Here is an 18561-nt window from a genome sequence, read left to right as displayed (position 1 = left end):
TGAGCCATGCCCGATTTTCGACCCTTCCTTACCGCCGTCCTGCTGGCCGCGGTTACCGGCCTGGCACAGGCCGCCGATGACGCCTGGGACGTGGCCAACCCGCCGGGCGACTGGCGCAGTATCGAGATTGATACCCGCGAGACCACCTGGTCGAACGTGACGGTGTCCCCGGACGGCGAGACCATCGTCTTCGACGCGCTGGGTGACATCTATTCCGTACCCATGGCTGGCGGCGAGGCCCGGGCGCTGACGGAAGGCATCCCCTGGAACTACCAGCCGCGATTCAGCCCCGATGGTCTCTCCATCGCCTTCGTTTCCGATCGCGGTGGAGCGGACAACCTGTGGGTCATGGATGCCGATGGCACCAACGCCCGGCCCGTTAGCGACGAGCATGAACACCTGGTGCACAACCCGGCCTGGAGCCCGAACGGCCAGTACCTGGTGGCGAAGAAGTCGTTCATGGGTTCGCGCAGCATCGCCGGCGGCGAAATCTGGATGTTCCATGCCGGTGCTAAGGGCAAGGGCCTGCAGCTGACCGAGCGCCCGCATGGCGACGAGGACCAGAAAAACCAGGCCGACCCGGTGTTCTCCGCCGATGGTCGTTACGTGTACTTCGCGCAGGACACCACCGCCGGCCGCGTCTGGCAATACGGCAAGGATTCCACCGGGCAGATTTTCGTCATCCAGCGCTACGACCGTGAAACCGGCGAAACGCGCGAATTCGTGACCGGCCCCGGTGGCGCCGTGCGGCCCGCGCCGTCGCCCGACGGCCGCTGGCTGGCGTTCATCAAGCGGCTGGTCGACCTGCGCTCGGCCATCTACCTGAAGGACCTGGAAACCGGCCGCGAATTCATGCTCCATGACGACTTCGAGCGCGACCTGCAGGAAACGTCGGGTACCGAGGGCAACGCGCCGTCGATCGAGTGGACGCCTGACAGCAGCGCGATCGTGTTCTGGTCAGGTGGCGGCCTGCACCGTGTGGACGTTGAAAGCCGGGAGGTCACCGCCGTGCCGGTCCGCTTGCGCAAGTCCATGTGGGTGCGGGACACGCTGCGCCACGAAGTGGACGTGGCGCCGGATCGTTTTACCGTGCAGATGCCGCGGTGGCCGGTAGTGTCGCCGGATGGCGAGACCGTCGTGTTCCAGGCCCTGGGCGTGCTGTGGAAGCGACAACTGCCGGATGGCGAGCCGGTTCGGCTGACAACCCAGGGCACGCATTTCGAGTTCTACCCCGCGTTCTCGCCCACGGGTGACCAGCTCGTTTATACGACCTGGTCAGACATGGACCAGGGCAGTGTCCGCGTGTTGGACCTGGCCGACGGTACGGAGACAGTGCTGACACCCAATCCCGGCAATTATGTCGAGCCGGCCTTTTCCGCCGATGGCCAGTCCGTGGCTTACCGGCAGATGGGTGGCGGTTACCTGTTGTCGCCGCTGTGGTCGCTGGAGCCTGGCTTGTACGTCGTTCCGGCCGATGCGGCCCAGGCGCCCAGGCACCTGGTTTCCGGTGGCAGCTGGCCGCGTTTTTCCGCCGACGGCGCGCGCGTCTGGTTCCAGGCCCAGGCCGATGGCGGCCTGGCCCTGAAGAGCGTTGACTTGTCCGGCCAGGACGAGCGCATTCATGCCCGCGGCAGCGATATCGCTGCCATGGCGCTGTCGCCGGATGGCCAGTGGCTGGCTTTCATCGAGGGCTACGAAGCCTACCTGGCGCCGCTGCCGATGACCGGCAAGCCGGTGACCCTCTCCGGCAGCAGCAAGGCCTACCCCGTGCGGCAGTTGTCCGCGCGCGCCGGCGCCTTCCTGGCCTGGCAGGGCAACGACACGGTGACCTGGAGCCTGGGCCCGGTGCTGTACCGTCGCGCGCTGGGCGAGGCCTTCGCTTTCGTCGAAGGTGCCAGCACGCCGCTGCCGGAACCGCTTGAGCGGGGCACGGATATCGGCTTCCAGGTTGACGCCGATATCCCCGACGGCACCGTGTACCTGGTGGGCGGCACCGTCGTCACCATGCGCGATGCGATGGCGGGCACGCAGGAGATTATCGAGGACGGCGTGGTGGCCGTCAGCGGTAACCGGATCGTTGCCGTGGGTGCGCGGAGCGATGTCAGCATCGCGGAAGACCAGCGGGTGATCGACGTGTCCGGCAAGACCATCCTGCCGGGCTTCATTGACGCCCATGCCCATGGCGGCATGGCCCGTGACGGCATCACGCCGCAGCAAAACTGGATGCAGTACTCGAACCTGGCATTCGGCGTCACCACCATCCATGACCCGTCCAATGACACGACGGAGATTTTCGCGGCCAGCGAAATGCAGCGCGCCGGAAGGCTGGTCGCGCCGCGCATCTTTTCCACCGGCACCATTCTCTACGGCGCGAAGGGCATTGGCTACCACGTTGACGTGGAGTCGCTGGAGGACGCGCAGTTCCACGTCAGCCGCCTGAAACAGGCCGGCGCGGTGTCGGTGAAGAGTTACCAGCTGCCCCGTCGTGATTCACGCCAGATGATTGTCGAGGCTGGCGATGAGCTGGGCGTGATGGTGGTGCCGGAAGGCGGCATGAAGTTCCAGCACAACATGACCGAGATCGTCGATGGCCACACCACCATTGAACACTCGATGACGCTGAAGCACATTTATGACGACGTGCTGCAGCTGTGGTCGCAGACCGGCACCGCGTACACGCCGACGCTGGGTGTGTCCTTCGGCGGCATGGAAGGCGAGCGCTACTGGTACGACCGCACCAACGTCTGGGAAAACGAGCGGCTGATGCGTTATACGCCGAAGTCGCGTGTCGAACCGCGCGCCATCCGTCGCCAGACCGCGCCGGATTCACACTACAACCACATTCACGTGGCCGCCTCGGCCAAACAGCTGATGGACCGTGGTGTGGCCGTGAATACCGGTGCCCACGGACAGCGCGAGGGCCTGGCCCTGCATTGGGAGATGTGGATGCTGGAGCAGGGCGGGTTCACGCCCTGGCAGGCCCTGCGTGCCGCGACGGCCAGCGGCGCCTGGTCGCTGGGCATGGACGGCGAAATCGGCTCGATCGAGTCGGGCAAGCTGGCCGACCTCGTGATCATCGACGGCAATCCGCTGGATGACCTGCGCCGCAGTGAATACGTTCACGCCACGATGATCAACGGCCGGCTGTTCGAAGCGGAAACCATGAACCAGGTATGGCCGGCAGCCGTCAAGCGCCAGCCGTTCTTCTGGGAACTGGAAGGCGGCGACACCGTGCACCCCTCCGCCGCCGCGGCGGAGCACTCACACTCGCGGCGACACTAAGGCCTTACTGGCGGCCCAATGCCCGCGCCAGTGCCTGTTTCAGGCGGGTGACGTCAGCGGCATCCAGGTCGCCCAGGATGCCGCGCCGGCTCTCCGGCAGGTGCTCACTGGCAACCGGTCTGTCGTCAAAGGCGTAATGCTCGAACATTGATCGCCATGCCGCCCGGTAGCCTGGCGGCAGGTCACGGATCGCCAGCATGGCGTGGAGCAGGGCATTGCGTGGGTCACCGCCACGAGCGGGCATGGGCGTCCACCAGTAGTTCACCAGGGCGTTAATGGCATCCAGCGCGCGCACGTGGTGCCACCACAGGTAGGGGATGTAAATGGCATCGCCGGGCTCGAGGTCGGCGACCAGCGCGGCAGCGAGCGCATCCCGGAACCTGGGGTGGCGGTCCAGGTCGGGCTGGTCGAAGTCGACCATGCTGATGGCGGCGCCGGCCGGCGTCAGTTCCAGGGGGCCGATATAGAGGTTGGCGACCTGCTCCGGCGGAAACAGCGTGAACCGGCGCCGCCCGGCCACGCAACAGGCCATATTCTCGGAAGGATCGTAATGGGCGGCCACCGTCGCCCGGCCGCCAAGCCAGAGCCGCGGGTCGATGTCGGGGGGTACCAGTCCACCAGGCAGGCGATTTTCGCGCTCCATGCCGGGCAGGTAATGACTGATCACGGCTGACTGGATCGCCAGGGTGGGCGGCGCCGTGTCGTTGGCATGCTCGAGCAGGAATTGCAGCGATGTCGACAACCGTGACTGCACGGTGCGGAAGTTCAGGCCGCTGAGGTCGGCGTTGTAGAACAGGCGGCCATTGATGGAAGCCGGCCCCTGCGCCGTGCTGATGTCCTGGCCACGGTCGAACGCCCGGATGTAGTCACAGAAAGATGTGTCTGATGTCCTGGCCGCCTGGACCAGCGGCCAATCACTGACCAGTCCTCGAAACACCGCCGGTTGCCCGCCCGGCAAGATCTCCTCGTAGAACTGCTCTGCAGTTAATTCATGAACTTCCTGGATGGCTTGCATGACGGCTATGGTCTCAATCGTTTGCGCTTCTCGGGGCGCCGAATCACGAGTTTTTGTAAAACGTTTGACAGTTTTTAAACCAAACATTAGCATGAGAGCGGTAACAAAAATAAGTTACACGCGCCCGGCGAGAGAACGGGCAGCATAGAAAATCGAGGCTCAGAACAACAGTCCGCTTGCCGGATGGCACCACCCCGTTTGACGACCTCGTGTACGGCTCGTGCGGATTGCCCCTTGTAGGGTGCAGCCCACGGCACTGGATTAAACACATAAAACAACCCGACCGAGGGGAGACAATCCATGTCGAAGAAGATGCGTAACACGTCCACGCTCAATGAAGAGGACACCGAACTCACCCGGAGATCCCCGCTACGCCGCGGCGCCCTGTTTGCCGCAATTGCCGGCGCACTGGCTGCCGGTCCGGCGTTCGCGCAGGTGTCCAACTCCGGCGCCACCAGTGACGATGAGAACATCGACACGCAGGAATTCGAAGAGAACGAGCAGTCCGAATCGGACAGCATCATGGAGGAAGTCATCGTCTCCGGTATGCGCACCAACCTGGAAACCGCCCAGGCCCTGAAGCGCAACGCCGACACCGTGATCGAAACCATCACCGCCGAAGACCTGGGTTCATTCCCTGACAAATCCGTGGCCGAGGCCCTGCAGCGCGTGGCCGGTATCACGGTCAACCGTTTTGCCGCGTCTTCGGACACTGCGCACTTCTCGGCCGAGCCTTCGGGCGTTATCGTCCGCGGCCTGGACATGGTCCGCACCGAGTTCAACGGTCGCGATTCATTCAGCGCCAACTCGTCCCGTGGCCTGAGCTGGGGTGATGTGTCACCGGAACTGATGGCCGGCGTCGACACCTACAAGAACCAGATGGCCGAATTGATCGAGGGCGGCATCTCCGGCACGGTCAACATGCGCACGCGTCTGCCGTTCGACCAGGAAGACCAGACCTTTGCCCTGTCGGCCGGCGTCAACTACGGCGACCTCTCGGAAGACTTCACGCCGGAAATTTCCGGCCTGTACAGCAACCGCTGGGTCCTGTCCGGTGGTAGTGAATTCGGCATCATGGCCAACGCCGCTTACTCCGAGGTGCACACGCGCTCCGAGGGTATCCAGCTGTACCGCATGAACCGCTTCCGCAACGTCTACGATGGCGTTGACCTGGCCTACATTCCGGCCAATATCGCCATGCGCGACAACCTGTATGAGCGCGAGCGTACCGGTATCTCGCTGGCGGCGCAGTGGGCCAGCGCGGACGATACGGTCAGCACCTCGGTGCAGTACAACAGTTCCGACTACAACAACGCCTGGGAAGAGTACGTGGTGACCTCGGCCCCGGCCGACCTGTCCTACGGGCAGAGCGTGTTCTACGAAGTCGAAGGCCAGACGCCTTGCGCCAACAACGACACCACGGTGCCGTGTCCGGCGCCCGGTACTCCGGCGTTCACGTTTGATGAAAATGGCCTGTTCCAGACGGGTGTGATGACCACCGGTGTGGGCTGGTGGGGCAATGACGCGACCGAGGCATCCGGGTTTGCCCAGAACGCCGCGGGCATGCCGTTTGTAAACCCCTGTTACGGTTGGAACGGCTGTGCGCCGACAGAACGCGGTGTCGATCTCTCGACGGCCACGCGTTCCAACAACAACGAGAACAAGACCCAGGACTTCGGCTGGAACCTGAAGTGGGCGGTGACGGATACGATCCGCACCAATTTCGATGTCCAGTACATCGATTCCACGGTGCAGAATTACGACATCGAAGTGGCATTCAACTCGTTCACCAACGCGTACTGGGACCTGACCGGCGCGCGCCCGGTGGTCGAAATGCAGCCGCCGACCAACGTCAACCTGTCCGACGGAGGTTACTCCAACCCGAACAACTGGTACTTCAAGCACATCATGGACCATGTTGAGGACAGCGACGGTAACGAGCTGGCGCTGCGTGGCGACATCGAAATCGATCTCGATTCCGGCTGGATGGAGTCGGTCAAGATGGGTGTGCGTTACGCCGACCGTGACCAGACCGTGCGCTGGAGTGGTTACAACTGGCAGAACGTGGCCAACACCTGGACTGGTGGTGGCCAGAACGCCTACTTCAACATTGACCAGCACAACCCGGATAACTCGGGTAACACGGGCTTTAACGGTTACCCCACGGGCTACTACGTCAACCGTGCGTTTAACTCTGACTTCTTCGGTGGCGGCCTGTTGTCACCGCTGGACTACGTGTTCGCGAACATGGACCTGCTTCAGGACCAGCAGGGCTTCGCCAACCAGTTCGGCGCCGCGGCGCTTGGTCTGGCCGGCGGTGTTGGCTGGGATCCGATCTGTTCCAACGTGGGTGACCGTGTTGGCGAAACGCCGGGCACCTGTTACCTGCCGGCGGAAATTTCCGAGGTCTCGGAGACCACCAATGCGGCGTATGTGCAGCTGAACTTCGGCGGTGATGACGCCGAGATCTTTGGCATCCCGTTCTCCGGTAACGTCGGCGTTCGTTATGTTGAAACCAACAACAAGAGCTCGGGCGGTATCGCCTACCCGTTGATGGATGAAACACTGTTCTTCGAACGGATCTACGCTGACGATGGGTCCTACGTCGACAACCCGCTGCCGCGTGCGTACGAGAACCTCGGCTGTTACGCGAACGGTGTTCGTGATGACGGCACACCGCCGGCAGTTCCGTTCACCACCGGCTGTTACATTTCAGAAGACGACTACGCCTACATGAACGGCGCGAACGCGCTGAGCACGGTTGATGTCGATCATGACCACTTCCTGCCAAGCTTCAACATCAAGTTCGACCTGACCGATGAAGTGCTGTTGCGATTCGCCTGGTCACAGGCCATGTCGCGGCCGGATATTGGCAACATGAAGAACTACCTCGGCTTTGGTGGCACGCTGCCCAGCCAGGATGACGCCAACGATCCGCTGTGGGTGAAGGACACCAACGGCGATATCGTCGGCGCTAACGTCGACTACTCCGGTGGAGCGCAGAACCCGTACCTGGAGCCGATCATCGCGAACCAGTGGGATATCTCGCTGGAGTACTACTTCGCCGACGTCGGTTCACTGACGGCCGCCATCTTCCACAAGAAGTTTGACGACTACATCCAGTTTGGCAGCTTCTATCGTGACCTGACCAACAACGGCGTGACCAAGCAGGTCGAGGTCCGCGGGCCGCTGAATGGCGACGGCGCTGAACTTCAGGGTTTCGAGTTGTCGTTCCAGCGCTTCTTCGACTTCCTGCCAGCACCGTTTGACGGGCTGGGTGTGCAGGCCAACTACACCTACATCGACAACAAGGGTATTTCCAACACCAATACCTCTGAAGTCGGCGATGGCACCACGATAACCGGCCAGGCGCCGGACGCCATCCAGGTGGACGCGCTTGAAGGCCTGTCGGAGAACTCCTACACCTTCATCGGTATGTACGAGAAGGGCCCGATCTCGGTCCGAGCGGCCTACAGCTGGCGCTCCGAGTACATGGTCACGGCGGTCGACTGCTGTGTGGCCTACCCGATCTGGAACGATGACTACGGCCAGCTTGATGCGTCAATCCGCTGGCAGATCAGCGACTCCTGGGAACTCGGCTTGTCGGGCAGCAACCTGCTCAACACGGAAACCAAGCTGTTCCAGCAGGTTACGGACGCCGACGATGGCGGGCTGCTCCTGCCGAACGCCTGGTTCCAGAACGACGTGCGTTACACGCTCTACCTGAGGTTCTTCAGCCGCTAAACACCGCGCTGAAGCCACAAAAAAGCCCGGCAATCGCCGGGCTTTTTTGTGGGTGACGCGTGACGCGTGACGCGTAACGGGGCCGGCTTTGGTGCGCTGGGTGGTTGTCGTTTCGGGAAGAGGCTTCGGTAGCATGGACGCCAGCGAAAACCGCACCCGTCACCCGTCACCCGTAACGCGTCACCCGTTACGCGTCACCGAACTTGGCGGTGGGCGAGGCGCAGTGCTGGCGTACGAATTCACGGTGTTCGGGCATGCTTTCTACGCGGTTCTGGATGCCGGTGCGGATTTGGGTCAGGCGCAGCCGGAGTTCGTCTTCGGAAATGGCGTCGGCGACGGGGTGGTAGCCTTCCGGCTCCAGGCCCTGTCCCACCAGTACGGCGTACCAGCTGGTTTCCTTGAACAGTTCCATCTGCCGGGCCATGACTTCGCCGCGCGCCTTGAAGATGTCCAGGCGTTCCTGCAGCGAGTCGGGGATGTCCATGTTGCGGACGTACTGCCAGAACGGGGTGTCATCGCGCTCGGTGATCTTGTAGTGGGCGATGAGGAAGTCCTTGACGTTGTCGTACTCGTAATCCATTTCGTCGTTGTAACGCGTGACCAGGCGCGGGTTGATGCCGTTCTTGGGGAACATGGCCAGCAGCTTGGAAATGGCGACCTGGATCAGGTGGATACTGGTTGATTCCAGGGGCTCCAGGAAGCCGCTGGACAGGCCGAAGGCCAGGCAGTTGTTGATCCAGCAACGCCGGCGGCGGCCGGTGACGAAACGCAGCGTGCGCGGATCGGCCATGGCCGGCGCGTCCAGGCGGGACATGAGCTTCTCGGCCGCCTCGTCTTCGCTGATGTACTGGTCGCAGTAGACGTAGCCGTTGCCGGTGCGGTGCTGTAACGGAATCCGCCATTGCCAGCCGGCTTCGCGCGCAGTGGATCGGGTGTACGGCAGCCAGTCGCCGGCGCTCTCGCAGGGCACGGCCACGGCGCGGTTGACCGGCAGCCAGTGGCTCCAGTCGTCGTAGCCGGCCTTGTAGACCTGCTCGATCAGCAGGCCGCGAAAGCCCGAGCAATCGATGAACAGGTCGCCCTCGATGACCTGGCCGCTTTCCAGCGTGACCGAGCGGATGTCACCGGACTCGGGGCATTGCGTGACATCCACGACCTTGCCCTCGATGCGCTTCGCACCGCGTTTTTCCGAATAGCGGCGAAGGTAGGCGGCGTACAGGCTGGCGTCGAACTGGAACGCATAGTTGATGGCCGGCATGGTTTTGGGGCCGGTCTCCCCGGACGTGCGCATAAACCGTCGCTTGCCGGCGGCCTCGGTTTCGGCGTTGAAGCGGCTGTACGGCATGCCACCGCCGGACTGTTTCCAGCGCGCCCAGTAGTGGATGAAGCCGATGCCGTCCATGTCGACGCCGAAATTGCCGAAGGGGTGGAAATAGCTGTGCCCCAGCTTGCGCCAGTCGACGAACTCGATGCCCAGCTTGAAGGTGGCGTTGGTTTCCCGAACGAACTCGTCCTCGTCCAGCCCCAGCACGTTGTTGTACAGCTGGATCATCGGGATGGTGGCTTCACCGACACCCACGGTGCCGATCATTTCCGATTCCACCAGCGTGATGTCGTGCAACTGGGTGCCCAGCACCTTGGCCAGGGCGGCCGCGGTCATCCAGCCGGCGGTACCACCACCGACGATGACGATCCTGTTGATTGCGGGTCGTTTGTTCATCAGCCGAATATATAGTCCGATTCAGGTTGTTGGGGGGCGGTCAGCTCCATGTGGTCCTGCAGGGTGGGCATGGACTGCACCTCGGTGCCGATAAAGCCCAGCATGCGCTGGAAATTACCGATCAGCTCCTGCTCGGGCACTGCGTCCGCCAATGGGTCCCAGGCCTGGGGTAGCAGGCCGTGGCCGGCCAGCACCGAGGTCCAGTTCTCTTCCTGGAATGTCTCGTTGTCGTTCATCGCGACAACACCGCGGGCGCGGAACAGGTCGAGCTTCTGCGCCAGCGATGCCGGCGGCGCCTGTTCGCGCGGGGCGTCCCAGGCCGGGTCGCCGTAGCGCTGGTTCAGGTGCATGTGGGCGACCTGGAAGTCGCGCACGCCGGCCGCGTGCTCGCTCATCTTCTGGTTGTACACGGCCGACTCGGGCATGTCTTCGGGATGGGTCGGGAACAGGGTCACCAGCCAGGAGAGCCCGGTCTGCAGCAGCTGCAGGTGGTTGGCGTCGAGCGGGTCCAGGCGTGTCGCCGTGTCGCCCACGGCCACGCAGTTGCCCAGCCAGTGCTGGCGCCGGCCGCCGGCCCTGGTCTGCTCGGTGACCGCATCGCCCTCGATTCGCAGGCCGCTGAGCGCCGAGGTCAGCTGGGCGATGTCGGCCTCGCCGGTGGCCGCCGACGCGTAGCTGGTCACCAGCACGGTGCGGTCGGCCAACGGGAAGATACCGATCCAGCCCGACTTGAACGCGGAGACCTGATTGAAGGCCGGCAGCGGGTGAAGCGCCGGCGCCGACGCCACCATGCGCCGGTCGAAGGGCAGCCAGTGCTGCCAGGACTCGAAGTTGTCGCCGGGTTCCAGTTCGCGCAGCAGTCGCGCTTCGCGGCCGCTGGCGTCGATAAACAGGTCGGCTTTGAGTTCTCGGCCGTCCGCCAGCGTGATGGCACTAATCTGACGGCCATCATGGCGCACCTCGCGAACCTCGCCACGGCTGTGGCGCAGGCCTTCGTGCAGCGCGACCTTGCCGATGGCGACCAGGTAGGGAATCGCCGACAGGTTGTAGCCATGGGTGGCGCGCGAGAAACCGCTGGTGGCCTCGTTGAAGATCACGTACCGACCCTGCCGCGCCGCCACCGCGCCCAGTGAAAAGTCCTCCAGCGGCACCGACAGTCCGCTCGCGCGGGCCCGCAGCCAGTGCTGGAAGAAGTCGACGCGGTTCAGGGCCACGCCGTGCGTGTCATAGGCGTGTATGAACGGCGCGGCCGCGCCCGACCAGTTCGAGAACCGCTGCCCCAGTGAGTACACGCCCTTTGACGCACGCAGCAGGCGGGTCTCGTCCAGGCCCAGCAACTGGTGGAAAGCACGTTGCGAGGGCAGGGTGACAAAGCCGTCCTCGGGGCCCAGCGTCGACGGCAGCTCGACCAGCTCGATCTCGACCCCGGTTCGGCCAAAGCTGCGCTGCAGCGTCAGCGCCGACAGCCAGGCCGCGGCGTCGCGGCCGATAATCACGACCTTGCGTACGGCGCCGCTCATGACAGGGCCGCCTTCGTGGCAGGGCAATAGTCGGCGACGAACTCCCCGTGCGCCGGCATGACCTGGACGCGCGAATCGATCGATGCCTGGAGCTCGCGCATCCGCCCGATCGCGTCTTCAAGCGGCGTGTTATCCGCCAGCGGCTCGTGGCCCGCAGGTGACAGCCCCTGGCCCAGGAACACGGAAATCCAGCTGGGCGGCGCGAACAGTCCGAAGCGATACCGGTCGATAAAGCCGCGCCGTCGGAACAGCTCCATTTTCTCGGCCAGGCTGTCCGGCACGGACATTTCGCGGCAGTGTCGCCACAACTCGCCGTCGTCGCGCTGGTTCAGGTGGTAATGCAGGATCAGGAAGTCGCGCACACGGTCGTATTCGTAGTCGACCAGGCGATTGAACTCGTTAATCAGTGCCGGCTCGGGCCGGCGGCGTGGGAACAGCCGGGTCAGCGCCATGATCGCCACCTGGACCAGGTAGATGCTGGTCGATTCCAGTGGTTCGAGGAAGCCGCTGGACAGCCCGACGGCAATACAGTTGCCCTCCCAGGAGCGGCTGCGCCGGCCGGCCTGGAAGCGCAGGACCCGTGGGTCGGCCAGCGCCGCGCTGTCCAGGTTTTCGAGCAGCCGCGCCGTGGCCTCGTCGTCGCTGATGTAGCGACTGCAGAACACGTGGCCGTTGCCGGTGCGGTGTTGCAGCGGGATACGCCATTGCCAGCCTGCCTCCAGCGCCGTGGAGCGGGTGAAGGGTGCGGGCCTGTCGTCGCGCTCACTGGGCACGGCGACGGCGCGGTCGCAGGGCAGCCACTCCGACCAGTCCTCGAACGGCACCTCCAGCGTCTCGCCCAGCAGCAGCGAGCGGAAGCCGGAGCAGTCGATAAACCAGTCGCCGGAGACCTTTTCGCCGGATTCCAGTTGCACCGCTTCAACCAGGCCGCTTTCGGCGTGCCGGTCCACCCCGACAATCCGGCCCTCGGTTCGCTCCACGCCGCGCGCCTGCGCGAACTCGCGCAGGTAGGCCGCGTACAGGCCGGCATCCAGGTGGTAGGCGTAGGCGTAGGTGGAGTTGATCTCGCTCTTGTCCTCGACCGGAAAGTCGAAACGCCCATGGCGGCAGGCCTGGACCGCGTAGGAGTAGGCCTCGATCGGCTCGGCTTCTCCCGCCTGGCGGGCGCGTACCCAGTGCTGCAGGAAGTCGACACCGCCGCGCGGGCGGCCGAATTCGCCGAAGGGGTGGATGTAGGAAGAACCCGGGTAACCCCAGTCGCGGAACTCGATGCCGAGTTTGAACGTCGCCTGGGTCCGGGCCATCATCTCGGCTTCGAGTATGCCGATATGATCATTGAAGTCCTTCATCTGCGGCAGCGTGGCCTCACCCACGCCGACGGTGCCGATCTGGTCGGATTCCACCAGGCGAACCCGGTAGTCCTTACCGACTGTCGCGGCCAGTGCCGCGGCAGTCATCCAGCCGGCGGTGCCACCGCCGACGATGACGATATCGATGGGGTCAGTCATAACGCCGGGTGTCTCAATCTTGGACGGATGTCATTGTTATTGTGATTCGCAGAGCCGTGTTCCTGCATCAACCCATTCTAAACTTAATCCGACCGTTAATGGCCCGCCAATGGCCTGCTAACCAGCCTGCAATGGCCAGACCCGGGGGATGGCAAGCACGGTCACCGCCATGGCCAGCAGGTTCATGGGCAGCCCGATACGCAGGAAGTCGCTGAACCGGTAGCCCCCGGCCCGGTAAACGATGGTATTGGTCTGGTAGCCAATGGGCGTGGCGAAGCTGGCGCTGCCGGCCATCATGACCGCCACGACAAACGGCTTTGGGTCCAGCCCCGCGGCCAGCGCCGCGCCGATCGCCACCGGGGTGAACAGGATCGCCGCCGCGTTGTTGCTCATGAACTCCGTCGCGATGGATGTCACCACGTAGATCACCAGCAGCAGGCCCACGGGGCCCAGCCCTGCGGTCAGGCCGTCCAGGACATTCACCAACAGCCGCATTGCGCCGGTCTGTTCGAGCGCCAGGCCGATGGCCAGCATGGCGAAGATCAGCATGATGATCGGCCAGTGGACGGCCCGGTAGGCCTCGCCGGCCGTCAGGCAGCCGGCTGCGACCACGACGATGGCGCCGATCACCGCCAGCGAAACAATGGGCAGCACGTGCAGTGCCGCCAGCGTGACCACGGCCAGGATCACTGCCACGGCCAGCGGAGCCTTTCGCCGCCGCGGCGTGTGCGCTGGGTCGCCCGGGTCCCCGGGGGCGGGCAACGCCGCCGAAACGCTGCGCGCGTCCGGCGCGCGGTCCGGCAGCAGCCACCAGCCAAACAACAGCAGGTAGGCCAGGCCGCACACGGCCAGCAGTACGCCCACCAGGGTGATGTCAAAGATCCCAAACGGCGCCAGGCCTTCTCGCTGGGCAATGCCGTCGACCAGCAGGTTCGTAGAGGTACCCACCAGGGTGCAGGTGCCGCCCAGGATGCTGGCGTACGACAACGGGATCAGGTACCGGGATGCGGCGATGCCCTGCCGATGCGCCAGCGTGATGATGACCGGTGTGAGTACGACAACGACGGGCGTGTTGTTGGCAAACGCGGAAACGAACGTGACCGGCAGCATCAGTAACAGCATCGCCCGCAGCCACGACGCCCCGGCCAGGCGCCCGGCCAGCGCGCCCAGGCTGGCAATGATGCCGGTGTTCTCCAGCGCCTTGCTGAGCACGAACATGGCAGCGATGGTGATCGGCGCGCCGCTGGAGAACACGCTCAGCAACTGCGGGGTGGACAGCGCGCCGGTCAGCAGCAACAGCGCTACACCCAGAAGGGCAATGATATCCGGCGGTTGCCGTTCGCGAATGAAGCCGAAGAACACAACAGCGGTGACGGCAAACACCAGGATCATCTGCGGGGTCAAGGAGAACGCCTCTGGACGCTGCGACCGCGGCGCCGGGCGATGTCCCGGCGCTGGTCCAGCGGGCCTAATTTACCCCTGATTCCCCGCTGAAACCATCGAAATCGCTAGCGTGGCAGGGCCATCAGCCGGCCGCGGCCTCGAGCTTCTCGCTGGCCTCCAGCCAGGTCCATTCCAGGTCGTCGATGGCGGCCCTGGCCTCGCCCTGGCGGCGGACCAGCTCGGTGAGCTCGTCCTTGCGCGCGCCGTCGGTATACAGGGCCTCGTCGGCCAGTTGCTGCTCCAGTTTTTCGAGTTCGCCGCGTAGCTTCTCCAGTTGCTTTTCGACCTCGCGCACGCGGTCCGTCAGCGGCTTGAGCCGCTGGCGCTTCTCGGCTTCCAGGCGCCGTTCCTCGCGGCGGTTGGGGCGTGGCCCGGTGTCGTTCGCCGGTTGCGGTGCGGCATCGTCCCCGGGGGCGTCGCTGCCGCCGGACTCGCGTTCGCGCAGCCAGGCCGCGTAGTCATCGAGCGAGCGGTCGAAGGTCTCGACGCCGCCGTCGTGGACGATCAGCAGCTCATCGCAGACACTGCGCAACAGGTGGCGATCATGGGCGATCACGACCAATGCGCCGTCATACTCCATCAGTGCGACGCTCAGGGCCTGGCGCATCTCCAGGTCGAGGTGGTTGGTTGGCTCATCGAGCAACAGCAGGTTGGGCTGCTGGCGGATCATCAGCGCCAGCACCAGTCGGGCCTTCTCGCCGCCGGAAAACGGCGCGACCGGTTCGAAGATTCGCTCGCCGCTGAAGCCAAAGCGGCCCAGGAAGTTACGCAGGTCGGCCTCGCGCTCGCCCGGCATCAGCCGTTGCAGGTGGTCGAACGGGCTCTGGTCGGGATTGAGCTGTTCCAGCTGGTGCTGGGCGAAATAGCCGATGTGGGTGTCGCGATGGGCGACACGTTCGCCACCCAGCACCGTCGCGCCGTCGGCCAGTGCCTTGACCAGCGTGGACTTACCGGCGCCATTGACGCCCAGCAGGCCCAGGCGGTCACCGGCGGAGATGCTCAGGCCTACGCCGTCCAGGACCACCGAGTCGCCGTAGCCCAGGCGGGCGCCCTCGAGTTTCAGCAGGTGCTGGGGCTGGCGCTCGGGCGCCATGAAGCGGAACCGGAACGGTGAATCCGCATGCGCCGGCGCGATCTTCTGCATCCGCTCCATCATCTTCAGGCGGCTCTGCGCCTGCTTCGCCTTGGAGGCCTTGTAGCGGAATCGGTCGACAAAGGACTGCAGGTGCTTCAGGTCTTTCTGCTGGCGCTCAAACATCGCCTGCTGCTGCGCCAGCTGCTCGGCGCGGCGCGCTTCGAACTCGGTGTAGTTGCCGGCATAGGCGGTGATCGCCTGGTGCTCGATGTGCAGGATGCGCGTGCACACCCCGTCGAGAAAATCCCGGTCGTGCGAAATGACCATCAGGATGCCCTCGTAGGCCTTCAGCTGGCGCTCCAGCCAGAGTATCGCGGGCAGGTCCAGGTGGTTGGTCGGCTCGTCCAGCAGCAGGATATCCGAGCGGCACATCAGTGCCTGCGCCAGGTTCAGGCGCATGCGCCAGCCACCGGAAAAAGAGCTCACCGGGTTGCCGACCTCGTCCGCGGCAAAACCCAGGCCATGCAGAAGCCGCCCGGCCCGGGCTTCCGCGCCGTAGCCGTCGATACGCTCCATGGATTCGTACAGCGCGTGCAACTCGTTTTCGCACAAAGCGGCGCCGGCTTCCGCCCGGGCGATGCCGGCCTGCACACGCCGTAGCTCGGCGTCGCCGTCGAGCACATAGTCCAGTGCCGACTGCCCGCCGTCAGGGCTTTCCTGCCTGACATGGGCCATCACCAGGCCCTGGCCGATGGTGGCCTCGCCGGCATCGGTTTCCAGCTCGCCCCTTAACAGCGCGAACATCGACGACTTGCCGCTGCCATTGGCACCCACCACGCCCACGCGCTGGCCGGCGTGGGCCTGGAATGTCGCGCCTTCAAACAGAATTCGTGGGCCGCGCCGTAGCGCGGCGTCCTGGAGCCGGATCATCGTTGTAATGCTGTCACTGGTAAGTCTTGCCGTTGTGCCTGATCCAGCCGTCGACATGGCGACGGCCGGGGTCGTGGTGGGTCCAGTGCACGACGCCGCCGCGCTCGTTCCACTCGTATTCGCCGAAGAAGCTGACCCGGTCACCCTCGGCCAGGCCCGCGACCCGCGGCGCCAGGTCGATATTATGCGCCACCAGGACCGTCAGGCCACCGGGCAATCGTACGATAAAGCGCTGGTGTCGGCTGCCGTGCGTATCGTCGGGCAGGACGCGGTCAACCACGCCTTCACCCTGCACCTGCAGGTCACCCTGGCGGTTCTCGTAGGCCGCCTGGATGGCGCGGTTACCCGCCGTTTCCGGCGTGGTACCAGTGCCATTGCCTTCGCGCCAGGCATTGAACGCCACCAACGCCAGCAAAGCGGCGACAACCAGTATCCGCTGCCCTTTCATGATCCTGTCGCGCACCGTACTCAGTCGCGGGTCAGAAACTCATGCACCGCGCCGACAAAGGCCTGAGAAGCGGGCTCACGGCCCAGCAGCAGGTGCCCGTCGGAGTCCAGGCCCAGGAATTCGGCATCCGGAATCGATGCCGCGATCTCCCGCCCGGTGCGCGCGGGAATGCGCTGGTCACCCTGCGAGTGAATGACCAGGGTAGGCACCCGCACCTGGGCCAGGCGGTCCCTGACGTCGATATCGCCAAACGCGGACAGGAACCGTACGGCGTTTTCCGGCGAGGTCGTGGCGCGCTGGAAATCATTGAACCAGGCGAACTCCTCCGCCGTGGCGTCAGGCATGAAGGTGGAGGAAAAGATCTGTCGGTAGGCCGGGTTGTCGGCACCCCAGCCGCTGGCGGTGAGCGTCATGATCGCCTCGCGTTCGCGAATCTGTTCATCGCTGGCGTCAATCCTCCAGCCCGCAGGGTAGCCGCCGAACAGGACCAGCTTCGAAACCCTTTCCGGGTGTCGCACGGCATATTCGATGGACACCGCCGCACCCTGGCTGATGCCCAGTAAGGCGAATTTTTCCAGGCCAGTGGCCTCAACGACGGTTTCCAGGTCGGTGACGAAGGCCTCGAAGCTGATGTCATCGACCTGCCAGTCCGACAGGCCATTGCCGCGCTCGTCATAGCGCACCACCTGGTGATCAACGGCCAGTTGACGCAGCAATGGACTCCAGATAGGTGCGTCCCAGTCGAGCTCGAGATGACTGAGCCAGTTGGCGGCCTTGATGATGGGCGGGCCCTCACCAACGCTGGCGTAGGCAATGCGGACCCGGTCAGAAGCCGTGCAGAACTGGATCTTCTGTCGCGCCTGGTACTGGCGTGCGGTGGTGATGGGGTCGGGCGCCGCGGGCGGCACAACGGCGCCGCCGGGCTGGGGGACCCAGTCAATGCCCGCTTTCTGGAAGCGTGCGGAAAATTCTTCACGGGCTGTTGTGGCCTCGATCTCCCGGCCGGCCTGTGTCAGCCGCGTGACCAGGTGATTGGCGGCATCAGTGCTGAACGGTTCGAGCTCCGACCAGGTGCGGATGACCGACAGCGCGCGATCCGGCATCAAGTCCGGGTGTGAGCCCAGCCGTTGCAGCGCGCGAGCGCGCAGCCGCTCGGCGTCGCGCCGTTCCGCCACCAGCCACTCCTGGAACAGCGACTGGTCAGGCAGGTCGCAGCCATCGAGAACCGTTTCGCCTAGCAATGCGACGATCGCCTCGAGCCGCGTGACAGGCAACTCAGCGGCGTCCAGTTCTGCCGCGATGTCGTGCAGGTCGACTGACAGCTCATCGCCTTTCAGGGCCGCCCGTTCACGATCAGCTTCGAGCCGCTGCACCGAAGTATCGTTCACCAGCGGGCGGATCTTGCTCAGGGACCATCGCAAGGCGCCGCGAGGGTCATCCGGGGCTTCCCAGAACAAATCGCACAGCCGCTCACGCCGGTGCGGCCTCGCAGTCAGTGCCAGGTATCCCAGTAGTGCACGCGTTTTTCGCGATGCGGGCAGCTTGATGGACTCGCCGTCGCGATACACCGCGATTTCACCGAGCGTGCGGATGAAGGTCGTTGTCATGAGGCTCGAATCCAGGGGGGCTGGAGAACAATTTCCACGCGGGTTACCACGGTTGTACCACGCTCCGTTCAACGCACGGGTTGCAAAATGCTCACGTTCCTGCCGGACCGGGTCGTTTGCCGGGCCAGTCAACACCTTAACAGAACGGTTCGGGGTCGTGATGAAAACCGGATTCTGGATGGAGGACCGCTGATCTGGCGGTTTGAAAGGGGATGGGGGAGGACGCGGAAGCGGCGCTGGCCGCTTCCGTATTTTTCAATGGCACCAGG

General features: G+C 64.4%; 10 protein-coding genes. 2 read left to right on the top strand and 8 right to left on the bottom strand.

The features are described 5' to 3' along the window. Positions 1 to 6: 6 nt before the first annotated feature. A complete protein-coding gene (locus tag F3N42_RS11135) occupies positions 7 to 3282 on the top strand; it encodes an amidohydrolase family protein (RefSeq protein WP_150864543.1) in 3276 nt (1091 codons plus the stop codon). Between the two features lie 4 nt (positions 3283 to 3286). Here F3N42_RS11135 and F3N42_RS11130 read toward each other — a convergent pair whose 3' ends face one another. After that, entirely contained in the window at positions 3287 to 4297 is a 1011-nt protein-coding gene (locus F3N42_RS11130) for a cupin-like domain-containing protein (protein WP_150864542.1), read from the bottom strand. Positions 4298 to 4597: 300 nt separating this feature from the next. Here F3N42_RS11130 and F3N42_RS11125 point away from each other — a divergent pair, with 300 nt between their 5' ends. Beyond that, entirely contained in the window at positions 4598 to 8041 is a 3444-nt protein-coding gene (locus F3N42_RS11125) for a TonB-dependent receptor (protein ID WP_150864541.1), read from the top strand. Between the two features lie 187 nt (positions 8042 to 8228). Here F3N42_RS11125 and F3N42_RS11120 read toward each other — a convergent pair whose 3' ends face one another. The 7 genes from F3N42_RS11120 to F3N42_RS11090 form a co-directional block, all read right to left on the bottom strand. Continuing rightward, on the bottom strand, positions 8229 to 9761 hold the full coding sequence (locus F3N42_RS11120; RefSeq protein ID WP_150864540.1) for a tryptophan halogenase family protein: 1533 nt from the start codon (positions 9759 to 9761) through the stop codon (positions 8229 to 8231). Beyond that, entirely contained in the window at positions 9761 to 11281 is a 1521-nt protein-coding gene (locus F3N42_RS11115) for a tryptophan 7-halogenase (protein ID WP_150864539.1), read from the bottom strand. Before F3N42_RS11115 ends, F3N42_RS11120 begins: the two co-directional genes overlap by 1 nt. Further along, positions 11278 to 12789 carry a tryptophan halogenase family protein gene (locus tag F3N42_RS11110; protein WP_150864538.1) on the bottom strand — a complete coding sequence of 504 codons (1512 nt, stop codon included), beginning with the start codon at positions 12787 to 12789 and terminating at the stop codon, positions 11278 to 11280. The genes F3N42_RS11115 and F3N42_RS11110 overlap by 4 nt, the downstream gene beginning before the upstream one ends. 117 nt (positions 12790 to 12906) lie before the next feature. Then, positions 12907 to 14193, bottom strand: coding sequence for an SLC13 family permease (locus F3N42_RS11105; protein WP_150864537.1), 1287 nt, complete (start codon positions 14191 to 14193; stop codon positions 12907 to 12909). 121 nt (positions 14194 to 14314) lie between these two features. Beyond that, positions 14315 to 16237 (bottom strand): ATP-binding cassette domain-containing protein, encoded by a 1923-nt coding sequence (locus F3N42_RS11100; protein ID WP_150864536.1) that lies wholly within the window; start codon positions 16235 to 16237, stop codon positions 14315 to 14317. Between the two features lie 13 nt (positions 16238 to 16250). Further along, positions 16251 to 16700, bottom strand: a complete 450-nt coding sequence (locus tag F3N42_RS11095) for a DUF3465 domain-containing protein (protein ID WP_224784866.1) — start codon at positions 16698 to 16700, stop codon at positions 16251 to 16253. Between the two features lie 5 nt (positions 16701 to 16705). Then, on the bottom strand, positions 16706 to 18292 hold the full coding sequence (locus tag F3N42_RS11090; protein ID WP_150864534.1) for an alpha/beta hydrolase: 1587 nt from the start codon (positions 18290 to 18292) through the stop codon (positions 16706 to 16708). Positions 18293 to 18561 lie beyond the last annotated feature (269 nt).

This window comes from Marinihelvus fidelis (assembly GCF_008725655.1).
GTDB classification, from domain to species: Bacteria; Pseudomonadota; Gammaproteobacteria; order Xanthomonadales; family SZUA-36; genus Marinihelvus; species Marinihelvus fidelis.
The sequence above is the reverse complement of the archived record's forward strand: the minus strand, read 5'-3'. Positions and strand labels throughout refer to the sequence as shown.